At 32.6% G+C, this 18,710-nt stretch carries 18 protein-coding genes; 8 read left to right on the top strand and 10 right to left on the bottom strand.

Annotated elements, in window-relative coordinates; translation table 11 throughout:
* Positions 1–65: 65 nt before the first annotated feature.
* From NQQ59_RS15330 to cysC, 4 genes are read right to left on the bottom strand one after another with little or no spacing between them, the layout of a single operon-like run.
* Complete coding sequence (locus tag NQQ59_RS15330) at positions 66–728, bottom strand: TrmH family RNA methyltransferase (protein WP_144218329.1); 663 nt, start codon at positions 726–728, stop codon at positions 66–68.
* A gap of 59 nt (positions 729–787) precedes the next feature.
* Positions 788–1,756, bottom strand: a complete 969-nt coding sequence (locus NQQ59_RS15325) for a sulfotransferase family protein (RefSeq protein ID WP_144218327.1) — start codon at positions 1,754–1,756, stop codon at positions 788–790.
* A 1-nt stretch (position 1,757) separates the two neighbouring features.
* The gene (locus NQQ59_RS15320) at positions 1,758–2,447 is read right to left on the bottom strand and encodes an aspartyl/asparaginyl beta-hydroxylase domain-containing protein (RefSeq protein ID WP_144218325.1); all 690 of its coding nucleotides are present in this window, start codon (positions 2,445–2,447) and stop codon (positions 1,758–1,760) included.
* A 4-nt stretch (positions 2,448–2,451) separates the two neighbouring features.
* Positions 2,452–3,075, bottom strand: a complete 624-nt coding sequence (gene cysC, locus NQQ59_RS15315) for an adenylyl-sulfate kinase (protein WP_257698370.1) — start codon at positions 3,073–3,075, stop codon at positions 2,452–2,454.
* 71 nt (positions 3,076–3,146) lie between these two features.
* Here cysC and NQQ59_RS15310 point away from each other — a divergent pair, with 71 nt between their 5' ends.
* The 4 genes from NQQ59_RS15310 to NQQ59_RS15295 all read left to right on the top strand — a co-directional run bounded on the left by NQQ59_RS15310 (position 3,147) and on the right by NQQ59_RS15295 (position 8,361).
* Positions 3,147–3,848 (top strand): SIR2 family NAD-dependent protein deacylase, encoded by a 702-nt coding sequence (locus tag NQQ59_RS15310; protein ID WP_144218323.1) that lies wholly within the window; start codon positions 3,147–3,149, stop codon positions 3,846–3,848.
* Positions 3,845–4,537, top strand: a complete 693-nt coding sequence (locus NQQ59_RS15305) for a sterol desaturase family protein (RefSeq protein WP_144218321.1) — start codon at positions 3,845–3,847, stop codon at positions 4,535–4,537. Before NQQ59_RS15310 ends, NQQ59_RS15305 begins: the two co-directional genes overlap by 4 nt.
* A 69-nt stretch (positions 4,538–4,606) precedes the next feature.
* A complete protein-coding gene (gene purB, locus NQQ59_RS15300; protein ID WP_144218319.1) occupies positions 4,607–5,953 on the top strand; it encodes an adenylosuccinate lyase in 1,347 nt (448 codons plus the stop codon).
* A gap of 170 nt (positions 5,954–6,123) precedes the next feature.
* Positions 6,124–8,361 (top strand): cation:proton antiporter domain-containing protein, encoded by a 2,238-nt coding sequence (locus tag NQQ59_RS15295; RefSeq protein ID WP_144218317.1) that lies wholly within the window; start codon positions 6,124–6,126, stop codon positions 8,359–8,361.
* A 169-nt stretch (positions 8,362–8,530) separates the two neighbouring features.
* On the opposite strand, the gene NQQ59_RS15290 is transcribed toward NQQ59_RS15295, so the two are convergent.
* Positions 8,531–9,169, bottom strand: coding sequence for a peroxiredoxin (locus tag NQQ59_RS15290; protein ID WP_144218315.1), 639 nt, complete (start codon positions 9,167–9,169; stop codon positions 8,531–8,533).
* Between the two features lie 111 nt (positions 9,170–9,280).
* Positions 9,281–10,192 carry an AEC family transporter gene (locus tag NQQ59_RS15285; RefSeq protein ID WP_144218313.1) on the bottom strand — a complete coding sequence of 304 codons (912 nt, stop codon included), beginning with the start codon at positions 10,190–10,192 and terminating at the stop codon, positions 9,281–9,283.
* 301 nt (positions 10,193–10,493) lie between these two features.
* Between NQQ59_RS15285 and NQQ59_RS15280 the strand changes: the two genes are divergently transcribed.
* The 3 genes from NQQ59_RS15280 to meaB all read left to right on the top strand — a co-directional run bounded on the left by NQQ59_RS15280 (position 10,494) and on the right by meaB (position 12,999).
* Complete coding sequence (locus NQQ59_RS15280; RefSeq protein WP_144218311.1) at positions 10,494–10,901, top strand: RrF2 family transcriptional regulator; 408 nt, start codon at positions 10,494–10,496, stop codon at positions 10,899–10,901.
* Positions 10,902–10,958: 57 nt separating this feature from the next.
* Positions 10,959–11,600, top strand: a complete 642-nt coding sequence (locus NQQ59_RS15275; protein WP_144218309.1) for an NAD(P)-dependent oxidoreductase — start codon at positions 10,959–10,961, stop codon at positions 11,598–11,600.
* Between the two features lie 304 nt (positions 11,601–11,904).
* Entirely contained in the window at positions 11,905–12,999 is a 1,095-nt protein-coding gene (meaB, locus tag NQQ59_RS15270; protein WP_144218307.1) for a methylmalonyl Co-A mutase-associated GTPase MeaB, read from the top strand.
* A gap of 120 nt (positions 13,000–13,119) precedes the next feature.
* Here the strand turns inward: meaB and NQQ59_RS15265 are convergent, their stop codons facing one another.
* The 3 genes from NQQ59_RS15265 to NQQ59_RS15255 form a co-directional block, all read right to left on the bottom strand.
* Positions 13,120–15,054, bottom strand: coding sequence for an LTA synthase family protein (locus NQQ59_RS15265; protein WP_144218305.1), 1,935 nt, complete (start codon positions 15,052–15,054; stop codon positions 13,120–13,122).
* Positions 15,055–15,114: 60 nt separating this feature from the next.
* Positions 15,115–15,342, bottom strand: coding sequence for a hypothetical protein (locus NQQ59_RS15260; protein ID WP_132078535.1), 228 nt, complete (start codon positions 15,340–15,342; stop codon positions 15,115–15,117).
* 113 nt (positions 15,343–15,455) lie between these two features.
* Positions 15,456–16,838 (bottom strand): MATE family efflux transporter, encoded by a 1,383-nt coding sequence (locus tag NQQ59_RS15255; protein ID WP_144218303.1) that lies wholly within the window; start codon positions 16,836–16,838, stop codon positions 15,456–15,458.
* A 190-nt stretch (positions 16,839–17,028) separates the two neighbouring features.
* Between NQQ59_RS15255 and NQQ59_RS15250 the strand changes: the two genes are divergently transcribed.
* Positions 17,029–17,547, top strand: a complete 519-nt coding sequence (locus NQQ59_RS15250) for a porin family protein (RefSeq protein ID WP_144218301.1) — start codon at positions 17,029–17,031, stop codon at positions 17,545–17,547.
* 193 nt (positions 17,548–17,740) lie between these two features.
* Here NQQ59_RS15250 and NQQ59_RS15245 read toward each other — a convergent pair whose 3' ends face one another.
* A complete protein-coding gene (locus tag NQQ59_RS15245) occupies positions 17,741–18,619 on the bottom strand; it encodes a PPK2 family polyphosphate kinase (RefSeq protein ID WP_144218299.1) in 879 nt (292 codons plus the stop codon).
* Positions 18,620–18,710: the final 91 nt, after the last annotated feature.

Below are 18,710 nucleotides of genomic sequence, written 5' to 3'. Positions count from 1 at the left end.
TATCGGTCTTTTCATTTTAAATTCTGTTTATAATCCCAAGACTGAGACAGTAAACTGCGACTTAATTACCTCGGATTATCTTGATAATAACGCGCTTCTATTCGTTTTATATCTTTAATAGAATTTTTAGCCCAATCTAAACGTTTAACTAAAATTTCCTCTTCAGTCAATTTCCATTCAATATCAGATCTGCGAAGTCTATTTGTTAGATTTTGGATAATAATTGCGGCTGAAACAGAAATATTCAAACTTTCTGTAAATCCAACCATTGGAATTTTTAAGAAACCATCGGCGTTGTCCATAATTTCTTGAGATAATCCTTCTTTTTCTGTTCCGAAGAATAAAGCACTTGGCTTTGTAATATCGAAATCTTCCAGCATACAATCTTTTTCATGCGGAGTTGTGGCGATAATTTGATATCCTTTATTTTTTAAATCAGATAGACATCCTGAAACCGAATCAAATCGGTTAATATCAACCCATTTTTGTGCACCTAAAGCAATTTCTTTATCAATACGTTTTCCAAAACGCTGTTCAATAACATTCAATTCCTGAATTCCGAAAACTTCACAGCTACGCATTACAGCACTTGTATTGTGCATTTGATACACATCTTCGACAGCAACTGTAAAATGCTTGGTTCTGCTTTCTAAAACTTTTAAAAAATTAGCTTTTCTATTATCTGTTAATATATTTTCTAAGAATTCGAGGTAATCTAAATCAATCATTTTATTTATGTTTGGCGCAAAAATAATAAATAAAAGAGAAAGAAGCCTTCTCCTTATTTTCAGCCAGCTAAATCTTCAATAAAATTGGCATTCAATTTTTCGTGTAAAACGTTGAGCTGAGATAAATTCGCAGACAAAACATCATCTTTATAAGAATCTCCATTAAAAACTGAACTTTCATTTTTAGAATGTTTTTTAAGACGTTCTAGCATGGCGTTTATTTCGTTTTCAGAATAATTGATGTTAATAAAAGTTATAAATCTTTCTATAACATTTTTCATTCCGCTATTATAATTAAGCATCATTACATTTTGGTCTCTTTCATAAAAATCCAAAAAAGCTTGAAAATATTTTTCTAAAACCAGAGCTTGATATTGCCTATAACCTACTTCTTCAATTTCTTTGGATGTAATTCCGAAAACACTCGGTGGAATTAAACTCGGAACCATGTGCATTCCCGACATCTTTTGGTGTGACCTTAAAACATCTGCTGGATTTCGATACAATAATGCAAAAGGAATTTCAGGAAAAATCAATCTTAAATAAGACGCCTCAAAAATACTCCAAGCATCCAATTTTATAATCAAATGTTTTTGCCCTGGGAATCTTTTTTGTCCCAAGAATTTCAAAACCGATTTCAGCAAAACCGTTTTAACATCCTCTGCAAAGGTCTCACTTCTTAAAATCTGATCAATTATAGGAGCTTCAGAAACCATTATATTTTCAGATGAAGTAGCAAGAGATTGACTCAACATGGTAGATCCGCATCTTGAAACATGAAAAACCAATCCTTTTAAGTCAACAAAATCCATTTCTTTAGACCAATCAATAATATTTTCTGCAGTACTTACCAATTTAAAACGTTTTGAATTATAACTGTGGCTTTTGCATTTTGCAATAGTTTCATCAAAGAAAGGATCTGCTAATGGTATCTCAGCAAAATATAACCATTCGAAATAAACTTCATTATCTTTTTCAACCAATTTTACAGGAATCCAATTTGAAATAAGGTCTTTTACATTTTCCATTTTATAAGTTCATTTGTGATTGAAGCTCGGCAATAATCTTCACATTCGTTTCCGATAGATTTCTAGAAAGCTCTGCAATAATTTGTCTTTTCACCTCGTCTGAATGTTCATTTTTTCTCACATACTTTGTATCAAAGCACATTTTAGAAAACAATTTATCAGACCATTCATTCCTAATGCAGTCTAATGTTAAGTGAATTCTAGGTTCCGAACTTTTGTTATGGACGCTGTGCGGCAACTGAAAATTAGCATACCAGCATTCTCCCATTTTCATTGGAACCAGCTGATTATTTACATAAAAATAAACTTCCGAATTGGTAATAATAGGAACATGAATCCTGAAAAAACCCTCTTCATACGAAGTATCATTATCAACATGTTCTTTAATTTCACTATTTGCTCCGAGTCTTAATAATCTCACTGCTTCTTTCTCGCACTCAAACCAATCCATTATTTCTTTAAAATAAGAACAGTTATCAAGCAAAGGCGTATTTTTATATTCTTTATCTGGAAAAGAAAAAATATCATTCTCTAAACCCGATTGTGATCGTAAAGCGACACTTGTCCAATTTCCTTCATATCTATAAGTATTAAAATGTGGTGTCCATAAATTAGCTTCACAAGTCGCTAAATCATTTTGCAATTTTTCTATCGAAAAAGAAATTGGAAGCTGGCAAGAAGAAGGATTCATAGTCTTAAAAATTTAAATTGCTAATAATAAAATTATACAGTTTATGGGTAGAAACCGAAACCGTTTCTGAATCGGTTTTTAATATTAAATCTGCTTTTTTTGGAATTTCATAAACATCTGTTATTCCTGTGAAACTTCTAATTTTGTTTTGATCGTCATCTGGCAACAAAGCTCTTTTGTACAATCCTTTCGGATCTCTTTTGATCAAATTAGAAATGGCACAATCCAGAAACACCGTTTTCACGAATTCAAAAGACCTCAATTCATTTCTTAGATTTTCATAAGGATTGATAACCGACATGAGAACTATTTTCTTCTCTTCAATCAAATTTCGTCCGACATTAAAAAGACGTCTAACATTTTCGCAGCGGTCTTCTTTAGAAAAACCTAAATCTTTACAAATCGTTTGCCGGTAAACATCTCCATCGACTATTTCAACTTCATAATTATCCTGAATCAAAAGATGTCTGACACTTTCTGCCAGAGTCGTTTTTCCCGAACCAGATAAACCTGTAAATTGAATTAAAATCATTTTAATATCACCTTTTTCAAACGCAACATTAAAAATAAATAATTCAGAATGAGAGACAAAGAGTATAAATACCCATTCTTTTTTATAAAAAGCCATTGTTAATCCTTACTGTTCATCAAACATTTAAGCCAAGAAATCACTATTTTTATCTTTTAATACAACTCAAAATGAAAAAGAAACTCGTAGTCTTAACAGGAGCTGGAATAAGTGCTGAAAGCGGTATCAAAACTTTTCGTGACAGTGATGGTTTATGGGAAGGTCATGATGTAATGGAAGTTGCAACTCCTGAAGGATGGCATAAAAACCAAGAATTAGTTTTAGACTTTTACAACAAACGTCGTCAACAGTTAAAAGAAGTAAATACAAATTTAGGGCATACCATTTTGGCAGAACTAGAAAAAGATTTTGACGTTTATGTTATCACTCAAAACGTTGATGATTTGCACGAACGTGCTGGAAGCTCCAACGTTTTGCATTTACATGGAGAATTACTCAAAGTTAGAAGCACACAAAATAAAAATCTAATTTTAGATTGGACAGAAGATTTATTTACGGGAGATTTTGACGCAAACGGACACCAATTGCGCCCGCATATTGTTTGGTTCGGCGAGGAAGTTCCTGCATTGGAAGAAGCAATTGACATTACTGAAACCGCAGATTATTTTGCTGTTATTGGAACTTCACTACAAGTTTATCCTGCAGCTGGTTTGATTGCTTATGTTCCAAGTACAACTCCAGTTTTTTATATTGATCCAAAACCAATTGCAATTCCGAACATTAGGAATAAGGTAGAAACGATCGCCAAATTTGCATCTGAAGGAGTTGCCGATTTAAGAGAAAAATTATTGAACTTAGAAAAAACAACATGATTTTTGAAAGTTGGCTACAGCAACTAATACAATTTAATATCTTCTCGCTCTTTGTTTTCTTTTTAATAGAAAATACAGTGTTAGTTGGTTTGTCTGTTTTAATTGGAAAAATACTGGAGCCAGAGAATACTTTTTTAAAGAATAAAGATCGAAAATGGATATTTTCAACACTAATATGCAATACATTTATAACTTTAATAGGTTTTGAATTGTATCGTTATGGAATTCTAAAAATAGATTTTTCAGGATCATTACAACTTATCATTTTAGATACGCTTATATTGATTCTCTTGATGGATCTTTTTATGTTTATTTTCCATTTTTTGGTCCATTATTTAAAATGGATGTACCCCATTCATAAACTACATCATACCCATATCGAAACTAATGTTTACAGTCTGTATATTTTACATCCGATAGAAACTCTAGGTTTTGGCCTTATATGGCTATTTTTAATTACGATTTTGAAATTTAATTATCTAAGCATTATTATTTATCTTATTCTAAATCTGTCTTACGGAATATTTGGTCATTTAAAACGAGATATATTTCCTGCTTTTTGGTACAAAAATTATTTCACAAAATGGATTTCTACTACCAAATTCCATAACGATCATCATAAAAATGAATCTCGCAACTATGGCTTTTACTTCACAATCTGGGATAAAATTTTTAAAACCATAATTTAAGCATCAATATAGCTTTCAGAAGTTTTAACAATAGCTTATATTTGCACCTTTCGAAAAAACAACATAACAATGACTACTCTAAACGAATTGAATGCTATATCGCCGATTGATGGAAGATATAGAAATAAAACTCAAAATTTAGCCCCTTTTTTCTCTGAAGAAGCTTTAATAAAATACCGTGTTTTGGTTGAAGTGGAATACTTCATTGCTTTATGCCAAATTCCATTACCACAATTACAAGGTATTGATGCTACTTTATTTGAAAGTTTAAGAAACATCTACAAAAACTTCTCAACTGAAGATGCACTTTGGATTAAAGAAACGGAGAAAGTAACCAACCACGACGTAAAAGCGGTTGAATACTTTATTAAAGATGCTTTTGAAAAATTAGGATTATCCCAATACAAAGAGTTCATTCACTTCGGATTAACATCTCAAGATATCAACAATACTGCGATTCCGCTTTCTACAAAAGAAGCGTTTGAGCAAGTTTATATACCAACTTTAATTTCAGTAATTTCAAAATTAAAAGAATTAAGCGTTGAATGGAAAGATATTCCGATGTTGGCGCGTACGCACGGACAACCAGCCTCTCCTACTCGTTTAGGAAAAGAGATTTTGGTATTTGTTGAGCGTTTAGAAGAGCAAATGCGTTTGTTGTTCAATATTCCGTTTGCTGCTAAATTTGGTGGCGCAACTGGAAACTTCAATGCACATCACGTAGCATATCCACAAATTGACTGGAAACAATTCGGAAATAAATTTGTTGAAACTGATCTTGGTTTACAACATTCTTTTCCAACAACTCAAATTGAGCATTACGATCATTTTGCTGCTTTCTTTGATGCTTTAAAAAGAATCAACACCATTATTATCGATTTAGATCGTGATATCTGGACGTATGTTTCAATGGATTATTTCAAACAAAAAATCAAAGCTGGAGAAATTGGTTCTTCTGCAATGCCACATAAAGTAAATCCGATTGATTTTGAAAACTCAGAAGGAAACTTAGGAATTGCAAACGCTATTTTAGAACATTTAGCAGCTAAATTGCCTATTTCAAGATTACAACGTGATTTAACTGACAGTACTGTTTTACGTAACGTTGGTGTTCCTTTCGGACATACAATTATTGCTTTTGAAGCTACTTTGAAAGGTTTAAACAAATTACTTTTAAACGAAAGTAAATTTGCCGAAGATTTAGAGAAAAACTGGGCAGTTGTTGCAGAAGCAATCCAAACTATTTTACGTCGTGAAGCATATCCAAATCCGTATGAAGCTTTAAAAGGTTTGACTAGAACTAATGAAGCTATTGACAAAAATGCGATTCACAACTTCATTGCAACTTTAGAAGTTTCTGATTCAGTTAGAGCAGAATTAATGGCTATAACTCCTAGTAATTACACAGGAATTTAAGAAAAACACCAAATATTTTCCCAAAAAAAGCTATCTTTATCGAGATAGCTTTTTTTATTTAATTCGGAGCCAAACCAGTATTACCTAGTCATTTATAATTATAAAAATGCAGTGAATTTCATGAAAATGAAAACTGGATCAGCTCCTTTAAAAAAATACCACGTTTTTATATGATTGCATTAAATGCCGCTGCTGAAAGTACACACCACTTACAACCTTTAATTAGTGATCTGGGATTAATCCTGATGACTGCCGGAATTGCCGTTCTATTATTTAAAAGAATGAAACAGCCTTTGGTTTTAGGTTACCTGATTGCAGGATTTTTAGCTGGAAACCATTTTGATTTTTTCCCTTCAATTACAGACATGAAAAGTGTGGAAGTTTGGGCAGAAATCGGGGTTATATTTTTACTTTTTAGTTTAGGACTCGAATTCAGTTTTAAGAAACTAATGAAAGTTGGAGGAACCTCGTCTGTCACCGCCATAACCCAAATCATGTTCATGACATTTATTGGTTTTTGCGTCGGACAGTGGATGGGCTGGGGAAAAATGGACAGTATTTTTCTTGGCGCCACGCTTTCCATTTCCTCCACAACCATTATTATTAGAGCTTTCGATGAATTGGGAGTGAAAGGAAAAAAGTTCGTCGGGATCGTATTTGGAGCCTTAATTGTTGAAGATATTGTTGCGATTTTAATGCTTGTTTTACTTTCAACAATTGCTGTTAGTGATCAAGTTTCAGGAAGTGAATTATTACAATCTGTTTTAAAATTAGTTTTCTTTTTAATTATTTGGTTTTTAGGAGGAATCTTTATTATTCCAACCATTTTGAAAAAAGCCAAACATCTTTTAACAGATGAAATGCTCCTTATTATTTCATTAGCTTTATGTTTGATGATGGTAATTTTTGCAGCAAATGTTGGTTTTTCGCCAGCACTTGGAGCTTTTATCATGGGTTCTATTATCGCTGAAACTACAATGGCAGAAAAGATCGAACATTTGATTCAGCCCGTAAAAGATTTATTTGGCGCTGTCTTCTTTGTATCGGTGGGAATGTTAATCAATCCGAATACTTTATTGACTTATGCGCTACCTGTTGCTATAATAACACTTATCACAATTTTCGGAAAAGCATTTAGTTCTTCGATTGGAGCTTTAATTTCTGGCCAGCCTTTAAAACAATCCGTTCAAACGGGAATGAGTTTAGCACAAATTGGGGAGTTCTCTTTTATTATTGCAACTTTAGGAATGACTCTGAAAGTTACTAGTGACTTTCTATATCCAATAATTGTAGCCGTATCAGCAATTACCACTTTTACAACTCCGTTTTTAATCAAATATTCTGAAAGATTTGCTTTCTTTTTAGAATCAAAAATGCCGAAACGATGGGTTAAAAATATCAACCGCTATAGTGTCAATGCACAGGCAATTAAATCGGTAAGTACTTGGCAAATTGTACTTCGTTCATCGGTTACACAGATTATTCTTCATACCATTATTATTACTGCGATAATTTTATTGTCTTCCAAATTTGTTGCGCCTTTAGTAGCCGATACACGATTTGGAAATACTTTGGCTGCTTTATTGACTTTGGTAATTATTGCTCCTTTTTTATGGGCTTTATCGCTTCGTCGTGTAAAAGTCGAAGAAGTCGAAATTTTATGGGAAGAACGTAAATATCGAGGCGCATTATTAATGCTTATTTTAATTAGAATGAGCCTTGGATTATTCTTCGTTGGATTTTTATTGAACATCTTCTTCTCTCCTTTGGTTGCTTTTATAGCGCTTATTATTGCTATTGGAGCGTATCAGATTTTCCCGAAAAAACTAAATGAACAATATCATAAAATTGAAAATCACTTTTTGAAAAACCTCAACGATCGTGAAAACAAAAAAATAGACAGAAGATATGCCAATCTAATGCCTTGGGACGGTCACATGTCTTTTTTTGATATTAAAAAAGAATCTAATCTAGTTGGACAGACATTGCAGGAACTAAAAATTCGTGAGCAGTTAGGAATCAATATCGCGTACATTAAAAGAGGCGATGTTACAATTCCAATTCCGACTAAAAATGAGCGTTTGTTTCCAGGAGATGAAATCTGCGTAATTGGAACCGATGCCCAAATCGCTGAATTCACAAAATTCTTAACCCAAAATGAAACAGAACCACCAGTAAAAGTAGAAGAAACCGATATTGTTTTACGCCAACTGGAAGTTTCACAAGATGAGTTTATTCAGAAAAGCATTGGCCAATTCAGAGCTAAAACAGACGGAATGGTTGTTGGAATTGAACGAAACGGAAATCGTATACTAAATCCAGAATCGAGCTTAATCTTAGAGAAAAATGATATTCTCTGGGTTGTAGGAGACAAAAAAAGAATGACGGCTTTGTTGGCGGTTAAGTAAGGTTCTAAGTTGCTGAGATGCTGAGATGCTGAGATAAAAAAAGCTTTGAGATTTTCATGAAAATCTCAAAGCTTTTTTTAAAATTTATTTATATTCTAAGAAAACAAACGTTTTACACTCCAACAAAAAACTTAGAAGCTTAGTATCTCAGCAACTTAGAAACTTAAAATCACTTATTCGGTTGTGGAGTCAAACGCAAATAAGGTTTTATTGGAATATGTCCTTTTGGGAATTTTACTGGAATATCGCTATCTGGAATTGCTGGTGCAATAACTACATCTTCTCCATCTTTCCAGTTTGCCGGAGTTGCCACGCTGTAATTGGCAGTCAATTGTAAACTATCAATAACACGAAGTAATTCGTCAAAATTTCTTCCTGTTGAAGCTGGATAAGTCAGCGTTAATTTAATTTTTTTATCTGGTCCGATCACAAAAACAGAACGCACTGTAAATTTGTCACTTGCATTTGGATGTAGCATATCATAAAGATTCGCCACTTTTTTATCCTCATCTGCAATAATTGGGAAATTTACTTCTGTATTTTGAGTTTCATTGATATCTTTAATCCACTCTTTATGAGAGTCTAAACCATCTACGCTTAAAGCAATAACTTTTGTATTTCTTTTATTAAATTCTGGAACATAGTTGGCTACAGTTCCTAATTCAGTTGTACAAACAGGGGTAAAATCTGCTGGATGCGAAAATAAAACACCCCAAGAATCACCTAACCATTCATGAAAATTAATTGGTCCCTGCGTAGTTTGCGCTTGAAAATCTGGAGCTATATCGCCTAATCTTAATGTTGACATAATTTATCTTTTTTAGTTCCTCTAAAATTAACCAAAAAAAGCATATAGAAAACATTCCTTTTCTTAAAAAAAGTTAAAATTCTACTTTGTCGATATAACTACTATTTTAAACTAAATAAAACTTAAGATAAAGTACCACACAGCAAGGGTTACAAAAGAAATCGGAATTCCGAAACCGATCATCATACTGCTTAATTTTGGTTTTAATCCATAAGTTGAAGCTAAGATTGCACCTGTAATCATCGGAGCCATTGCAGTTTCCATTAAAGTGATTTTGATGACTTCTGAACGTTGATTGAAAACAAAAACATATAGAACGAAAATCACAAAAGGAACCAAAATCAATTTAAAGAAAAGTCCTAGTCTTAAGAATTTCCAATGCTGGCTTTTTCGATCGAAAGTTAATTGTAAACCAACAGAAAGTAGCGCTAAAGGTGTTACTAAACTTCCTATTTTCAATAATGCCGATTGAAGATTTCCATTCAAATCAACCTGAAAAACATTCATTAAACAAGCGATGACAAACATAATAAATGGTGGAAAGAAAATGATTTTTTTTAAAATTCCCAAAGCGTCTGGGCTTCCTTTAGAATAAAAAGCGGCTGTAAAGACTCCAAGTGTAGAAACCACCACAAAAGTTCCCGGCTGATCTACTAAAACTGCTGTTTCTAATCCTTTCTTTCCGAACAAAGCTTCAATAATCGGATAACCAAGAAAAGAACTATTACTTAATCCTGCGGTTAAAATCAGACAGCCAATTAATTTATTCGACCATCCTTTTTTTCTTCCTAAGATATGAAAGAACAGAAAAGCTAAAATATAGGTAATCCAGCCTGCTCCTATTGGAAACAACAATTCATTGCTCCATTTTATCTTTGGAATATGATATAAAGTAATTGCAGGAAGACAGAAATAAATAACAATTTTATTGAGCGTCTTATAAATATGAGTAGGAAATTGTTTTACTCGCTGTAAAATTAATCCGAGTGCAAGAAAGAAAAATATTAGAATAAAGTTGTTCATATCGTAAGATCATAACAAAAATAGTTATTTCTAATTTAGTGATTAGTGAAAAATGACTAGTAATTAGCTTTTTTAGTGAATCGTAACTACTGTTTTTCTTTTGTTAAACCTATAACATTTACTATTTAATCATTCAAATTTACTTCTCAAAAATCTAATATCTATTCACTTTTCACATCTCACAAACAACTAATTACCAACTACTTTTCATAAAACATAAATCACTCATTTCAAAAAAAAGAGTTAAATTAGTATTTTGTGTTGCAAAAACACGTAAATTTGTAACATATTTTATTACAGTATGATTTCAGGTAAATTTGCCATAACGATTCACATTCTTACTTTGCTCCATAAGTTCCCAAATGATTATTTATCATCGGAGTTTATTGCGGGAAGTATTAATCTTAATCCTGTTTTGGTTCGAAAAGAAATTGCCAATTTAAAAGCACATCATATTGTAGAAAGTAAAGAAGGAAAAAATGGTGGTACAAAATTGGCAGTAAACGCTGCTGAACTGACTTTAAAACAAATATTCGAAATGACCTTTGAAAGTATTGGTTTAGGTTTTGCTAAAAATCAGCCGAATCCTGATTGTCCTGTTGGGAAAAACATTAATCAGCATTTGGAGAATTTATACAGCGAAATGAATCAGAAAGTCAGCGCACAGCTGGAAGGAATTTCATTGGAAGATTTTTCGAATCAATTTTAAAACTATTTTTTTAACCAAAACTGTAACATTTTTTATTACTAAATAAATTTATATATTATGAAAATCGCACTTATTGGAGCTACAGGATTTGTTGGCTCAGCACTTTTAAACGAATTAGCAGACAGAAAACACGAAATCACTGCTATCGCAAGAACTCCAAAAGATACAGCAAATGCGACATGGGTTGCTGCAGATATTTTTAATGTTGACGCTTTGGCAGAAATCTTAAAAGGTCACGATGCTGTTATCAATGCTTATAACCCAGGATGGACAAACCCAAATATTTACGATGACTTTTTAAATGGTTCTAAAGCAATTCAAGAAGCGGTTAAAAAATCGGGAGTAAAACGTTTTATCACTATTGGTGGTGCAGGAAGTTTATACGTTGCTCCAGATTTACAAGCAGTTGATACTCCAGATTTTCCAAAAGAAATTTTCGCTGGTGCAAATGCAGCAAGAAACTATTTAAATATCATCAAAGAAGAGAAAGATTTAGATTGGGCATTCTTTAGTCCTGCTTTCGAAATGCATGCTGGAACTAAAACAGGAAGAACTGGAAAATACCGTTTAGGATTAGAAAATCCAGTTTTCAATGACGAACAAAGAAGTATTCTTTCTGTAGAAGATTTAGCAGTTGTGATTGCAGACGAAACGGAAAATCCAAAACATCATCAAGTTAGATTTACAGCAGGTTACTAATTTTTAAAGATACTAAGTTGCTGAGGCGCTAAGATGCTAAGTTTTTTTTTTGCCACGAATTACACAAATTTTCACGAATTATTTTTTTTATACGTCATCCTGACAAAGGAAGAACGACAACTCTACTCGTTTTTTTAACGTCTTTTGAGAATAAAAAATTAGTGGAAATTTGTGTAATTAGTGGCAAACTTATTTAACCCCTTTTGAGAATAACAAATTAGTGGTAATTCGTGTTATTCGTGGCGAACTAACTTTTTGAAACTGTTTTTGTTTTCTGTACTTTTACATTTCTAAAAAATGCGTTTTGTCAACTTTCAATAAACAATCTGGCAGTATATCTGAAAAAGCTGGAATTTCACCTCCCGAAATCACCAATATTTCGGCTATCAATCAAATTAAATTCAAACGCAAACAACAGCCCACTTCTCAGGAATTAATTAATGGTATTTTAGAAGGAAACAGAACTTCTTTAAGTCGAGCCATAACTTTAATTGAAAGTACAAATCCTGATCATTTTGAAAAAGCAGCTGAAGTCGTTCAAGGCTGTCTACAACATTCAAACCAATCTATTCGCATTGGAATTACTGGTGTTCCTGGTGTGGGAAAAAGCACTTTTATTGAAGCTTTTGGAAAACAACTCACACAACAAGGAAAAAAAGTAGCCGTTTTGGCCGTTGATCCAAGTAGTTCAATTTCACATGGAAGTATTCTTGGGGATAAAACCCGAATGGAAGAATTGGTTAAAGATGAAAATGCTTTTATTCGACCAAGTGCTTCTGGCGAAACTTTAGGCGGTGTCGCACGCAAAACCCGGGAAACTATTATTCTTTGCGAAGCCGCAGGTTTTGATACTATAATTATCGAAACAGTTGGTGTCGGTCAAAGTGAAACCGCTGTTCATAGTATGGTTGATTTCTTTCTACTTTTAAAAATCTCTGGTGCTGGCGATGAACTCCAAGGCATCAAACGTGGTATTATGGAAATGGCTGATGCAATTGTAATCAATAAAGCAGACGGCGATAATATCAAAAAAGCCAATCAAGCAAAAGTAGAATTTAATCGGGCGCTGCATTTATTTCCTCCAAAAAAATCAAATTGGCAACCCAAAGTCACTACTTGCAGTTCACTCACAAAAGAAGGAATTCCAGAAGTTTGGAATACAATTTCTGAATATTTTGAACTGACAAAAGAAACAGGATTTTTTCAAGAAAAAAGAAACGAACAAAATCATTTCTGGATGATGGAAACGATCAATGAACAGTTGAAGCAAAATTTCTACAATCAGCCTGAAATTATTTCACTATTAGAAGAAAACAAAAAAGCAGTGCAAAACAATGAAATTTCATCTTTCGCAGCTGCTCAAAATTTGTTGAAGTTATATTTTGGTAAAAAGTTTTAAACCATATAAGTGATATAAGTTCATTTAATTACTTTACCTCAAAAAAATTAAGTTTCTCTTTAAAAACAATTCAAAAAGCTAAAACTTGAATTTTCTTTTATAACTTATATGGTTTAAAATTTATTTTTTGCGCAATTTGTACTTACTCTCCTTGTAAAGATTTCCGGCCGTAATAACATGTGCCAAAGCATCTTTTGCTAAATCTTCGTTTAGTTTTACAGGAATTAAAGTCGTATCGTTTTTGATTTCAAACTGAAGTGGTTTCAAATTTGGTTGCATAATTACGACCTGATTTTCAACTCTAAAAGCATTGATATCATTAAACTGCATAATAGATCTTCCCTGCACTTTTGAATCTAACTTCGTCAAATTTCTTCCTACCATCGGGGTTTCAAAAGGCATTCCTAAATAACCTAATAATGTTGGCGGAATATCAATCTGACTTGCCAGTCTGTCATAAACAGCTCCTTTTGCAACTCCTGGTCCTAAAATAAATGCTGGAATATGGAATTTATTTATCGGTACTAAATTCTTTCCGTAGGTTCTAGTATTATGATCTGCGATTACGATGAAAATAGTATTTTTAAAATAATCTTCTTTTTTCGCCATTTCAAAGAATTTACCGATGGAGAAATCAGCATATTTCATCGCATTATTTACCGTTGCAGGTTTCTTATCGTAAGGTTTAATTCTTCCTGCTGGATATTCAAATGGTTCATGATTGGATGTCGAAAACATCAATGAGAAAAAAGGTTTATCTCCTTTTGACTTAAAATACTGATTGGCTTTAGTAACTAAGTCTTCATCAGAATATCCCCAAGTTCCTTTGAAAGCATATTTATTCCCATCAGATTCGAAATCAGTCTGGTCTACAATATCCTGAAAACCATTTCCGTTGAAAAACGAAGCCATGTTATCAAAATTCGCCATTCCACCATAGATAAAACTGGTATCGTATCCTTTCTGTTTTAAAGCATCCGCAAGGGTAAAAAATCCTTGTTGAGAGTTTCCTAATCGAACTACACTTTCTGATGGTGAAGGCAAAAATCCCGTTACAACTGCTTCAATTCCGCGGACACTTCTCGTTCCTGTACAATACAGATTGGTAAATAATATTCCTTCTTTAGATAATTTATCAAATTCGGGAGTTAATGGTTTTCCTCCAAGAATTCCAACATATTCTGCTCCTAAACTTTCCTGTAAAAAAATGACCAAATTGTATGGCTTCTTTAAAATAGAATCTGGTTGTTGTACATGTAAAAAAGGAATTTCAGGATAATTAAAATCATTTGGTCCTGCAATCATGTATTTCTTAACACGTGCAATTGCTTCTGCTTCATCCATTTTACCATACATTTTGGTGTTACCCTCATTTTTAATTGAATAAGCAGCAAAAGCAATAGTATAAAATGAATTTAATCCTAAAGTATTTGTCAATTGATCTGTCGAAAAAACAGCATTACTGGCATTAATAGGACGTTTTGAAGTTAAACTTGAACGCGCTCCAAAAAACAATAAAAAAGCTAGTAATGGAAATACCATCAATTTAAACTTATAATCTGCAGTAACTGTATGAAAAAGTTTTTTACCTTTTTTGAACGCAAAATAAAGTACAACTCCTAAAATCAGGAACGTGACAATTATAGAAGTCATATAACTTTTTAAAAGCATTCCTACGACTTCTCTAGGATAAATAAGATAATCAAGGAAAATCTTATTTGGACGTGTATCGTACTGTTTAACAAAATCTGGCGAAGCTAATTCTGTAAAAAGAATTAAAAACAGAAATAAGAAACTGTAGATCACCAGAAATTTGTTGGTAAACTTTATCGATTTATTGGGCAGAAAAGTAATTAATAAGGCTGGCAAAAATGATAAATAACAAAGTAATATCAAATCCATTCGCAGTCCGATTGGAAAAATATACCAAAAATCTGGTGTCTGCTCTACTCTTTCTTTAAAAATAAAAAATAGAACTAATCGGCTTAGAGTTGTAATCAGCAAACCGATGAAAATAAAATTGAAAATCGGTTTTAAAAAACTTAATTTTTTCATTGGAAATAAAATAAGAACGTAAAAAATAAACTGAAAAGTAAAGATGCAAAAAGCACATCTTTACTCTTCGTAACGATTTACTTCGCGATCGTAGAAATCATTTGCTTTTTCGATCAAACCTTCCATTTCAGCGTTTAATTCTGCCTCATCAAGATCTTCTGCTTCTTCTAAAAATTCAACCTCATCATCTTTTAAATTAATGATAAATCTAGGATAGTCAAGGTGAATGATGAAAATATCATCTGGAAAATCGGTATTGTCTCCAAGTAAAAATTTAGGTAATTCCATGTTTATTTATTTTAATTAATTGGTTATTGTTTGGCCACAAATTTCAAAGATTAAAAGTCTTTTTCAATATTTCTAATCTTTGAAAACCTTTGGTCTATGTTTTTCAAATTTAATTATTCTACACTTGATTTTACAACTAATCTTTTGGTTAAGTATTGAAAACGAATGTATAAAAATGTTGCTGCTGCTGTTAATCCTGCCAAAAGTCCGATCCAAACTCCCTGAGCTTTCAACTCTGTGTACTCTCCTAAATAATACGAAATTGGAAAACCTATGATCCAATACGCTACAAAGGTAATATACATCGGAATTTTGACATCCTGCAATCCTCGTAATGCTCCCAAAACCACCACCTGAATCCCATCAGATATTTGGAAAACCGCTGCAATTAAAAGTAGTTTCGAAGCAATGCTTATTACTTCTTCATTATCCAGAATTTGTCCTGTGTTTTCCATATTCAAAAAGATATACGGAAGGTAATTATGAAAAACGATAAAGAAAATGGCAAAAATGGTTTCCAGAATAATTGCCAATAGGAAAATAGATCGTGCTACAACAATCAGTTTTTTATAATCCATCAAACCTCTTTGATTACTTACTCGCACCATCGAAGTTACGCTTAATCCCATGGCAAACATAAAAGTCATCGATGCCAAACTCAAAGCAATTTGATTGGCCGCTTGACTTGTTTTTCCAATATTACCACAAAGCCAGATCGAAGCAGTAAACAAAACTACTTCAAAAAGCATCTGCATAGCAGAAGGAAACCCGATACTGATAATCTTTTTAATGGTTGCTTTCTGAATTTCTTCAAAACTAAAATTTTTGAAAAATCGTTTCAAATCATCTCTTCGTGAAAGCATAATATGCATAAACATAACCAAAAATATTCTTGAAATCACGGTACCAAGTGCTGCACCGATAATCCCCATTTTTGGAAAAATCCAGATTCCATAAATAAGAACATAATTAATTCCAACATGCAACACATTGGCCATCACCATGGCATACATAGAATATTTGGTTAGTGACATTCCGTCTGCAAACTGTTTGTATCCTTGATACATAATTAACGGAATCAAAGAAAAAGCCACCCAACCCAAATAAGGCTTTGCCAGAACAATCACATCTGCAGGTTGTTTTAGTAATTCCATTATAGGTTTTGCATACATAATAACTCCAAAAAGAATCAATCCTAAAATAGTACACAAAAACAAACCATGATGAAATGCCGAACGAATTTTATTGTCATTTTTCTCTGCATCACCTTCGGCAACAATGGGTGTAATGGCTGTAGAAAAGCCAATTCCCAAAGACATTGCAATAAAAATCATACTGTTACCAAGAGAAACCGCTGCCAATTCTGTACTTCCAATTTTACCCACCATTATATTATCAACGATACCGATTAAGGTATGTCCGACCATCCCTAAAATAATAGGATAAGCCAATCTTAAATTATAGGAAAACTCTTTGGTGTACTGCTTTAAATTCACTTGTAATCAATTTTAGTCGGCAAAGATAATCAGAAGCTACGAATTCTGTTCTATCAATAAAAATATATGCCAATTTTAAGACAAAAATAAGACGAAGTCAATATTATGTAACGATTTTTAAAAATTGTATAACAATCTCCAAATACCTCCGTTTTAATTTTACATTATTAATAATTCAAAAATATAAGCCATGAAAAAATTACAGATTATTTGCCTAGCTGCTTTTGCTTTTTTATTCTCCAACACAACTTTCGCTCAAGAAACAGAAGCATCAACTTACGATCAAGGATTTAGATTAGGATTCGGTTTAAATGGAGGATTACCGACCGATGGCGATTACGATTGGGCTCTTGGGGGAGACGTTCGTTTACAATATGACCTTTCTAAGAAAACATCATTGACTTTAACAACAGGTTTTACAAACTTATTTATGGGAAAAGATGATCTTGGAAATAACATAAAAGATGTTGGTTTTATTCCAGCCAAAGCAGGTTTTAAAGCATTTGTTTTAAAAGATCAATTTTATGTTTTAGGAGAAGTCGGTGCTGGATTTGCTGTAACAAATGGTTATGACAAAACAACCTTTTTATGGGCGCCAGGAATTGGATACGCTAACAAATTTATCGACTTAAGTGTTCGTTACGAAGATTACAAAGATTTTAGAACCAATCAGATAGCACTCCGTGTGGCTTATGGTTTTAAACTATAAAAAATAGGTTTAATTTATTATTTTGTTTTTGGTAAAATCCGACAGCTCGCATAGTCTGTCGGATTTTTATTTTATAAGTATTACGATTCTAAAAGATTAAATTCATTTCAAAAATAAACCCGACAGGTTTTTAAAAACCTGTCGGGTTTATAATTATAAAATTTTCTAATTGACTAATTATCTAATTACCACATTAACTATCTTCTAAAGTTTTTTTATAAACATCAAAATTATCCATAATCGCTTTGTCTAAAGCCGGAACCTGAATATCGGTATATTGTTTCAATTCTTCCCAAATAATTTTAGCCACAATATAACGTGCCATATCTTTATCATCGGCAGGAACTACATACCATGGTGCATGTTCTTTAGAAGTCTGATTAATTGCTTCTTCATAATATTGCTGATATTCGTCCCAATGTGCACGCTCTTTTAAGTCGCCAGGCGAAAATTTCCAATTGTGTTTTCCCTCTTCCAAACGGCGCAATAAACGGTCTTTTTGTTCGTCTTTACTCAAATGCAAAAAGAACTTCATTACAATTGTACCGTTTTGTGTAATATGTTTTTCAAAATTATTGATTTGATCGATTCTCTTTTCCCAGAATTTTGGTTTAATATCATCGACCGAATTAATTCCAGGCAAATTCTCTGCTAAAATAAATTCCGGATGCACACGAGTGACCAAAACATTTTCGTAATGCGTTCTGTTAAAAATCGCAAACTTTCCTTTTTCTGGAAGTGCGATATAATGCCTCCACAAATAATCATGCTCCAATTCGGTTGAATTTGGAGTTTTAAAACTATGCACCACCACTCCACGCGGATTGAATTCTTTAAAAACTTCCCGAACCAAACTATCTTTACCAGATGTATCCATACCCTGAAGACAAATCAAGACTGCATATTTATTGTGAGCATACATAACATCCTGTAATTCACTTAACTTAGCCTGAACCTTATCTAGTTTTTCTTCTTTTTCATCCTCATCTGCATCCACTTTTAATAAAGTCGGAAGTTTACTTAGTTTAATTTTATCTACAACTTTAAAATCTTTCGGGTCTATTGATTTCATATCTTTTTCATTTTTTGTATCATAAATATAGTAATTTTACGAAGCAAATTCCTGCTATTCATTGCAATACTTTTCAATAAATTGCTTTTTT

It is taken from the genome of Flavobacterium panacis (genome assembly GCF_024649945.1).
GTDB lineage: Bacteria > Bacteroidota > Bacteroidia > Flavobacteriales > Flavobacteriaceae > Flavobacterium > Flavobacterium panacis.
The sequence above is the reverse complement of the archived record's forward strand: the minus strand, read 5'-3'. Positions and strand labels throughout refer to the sequence as shown.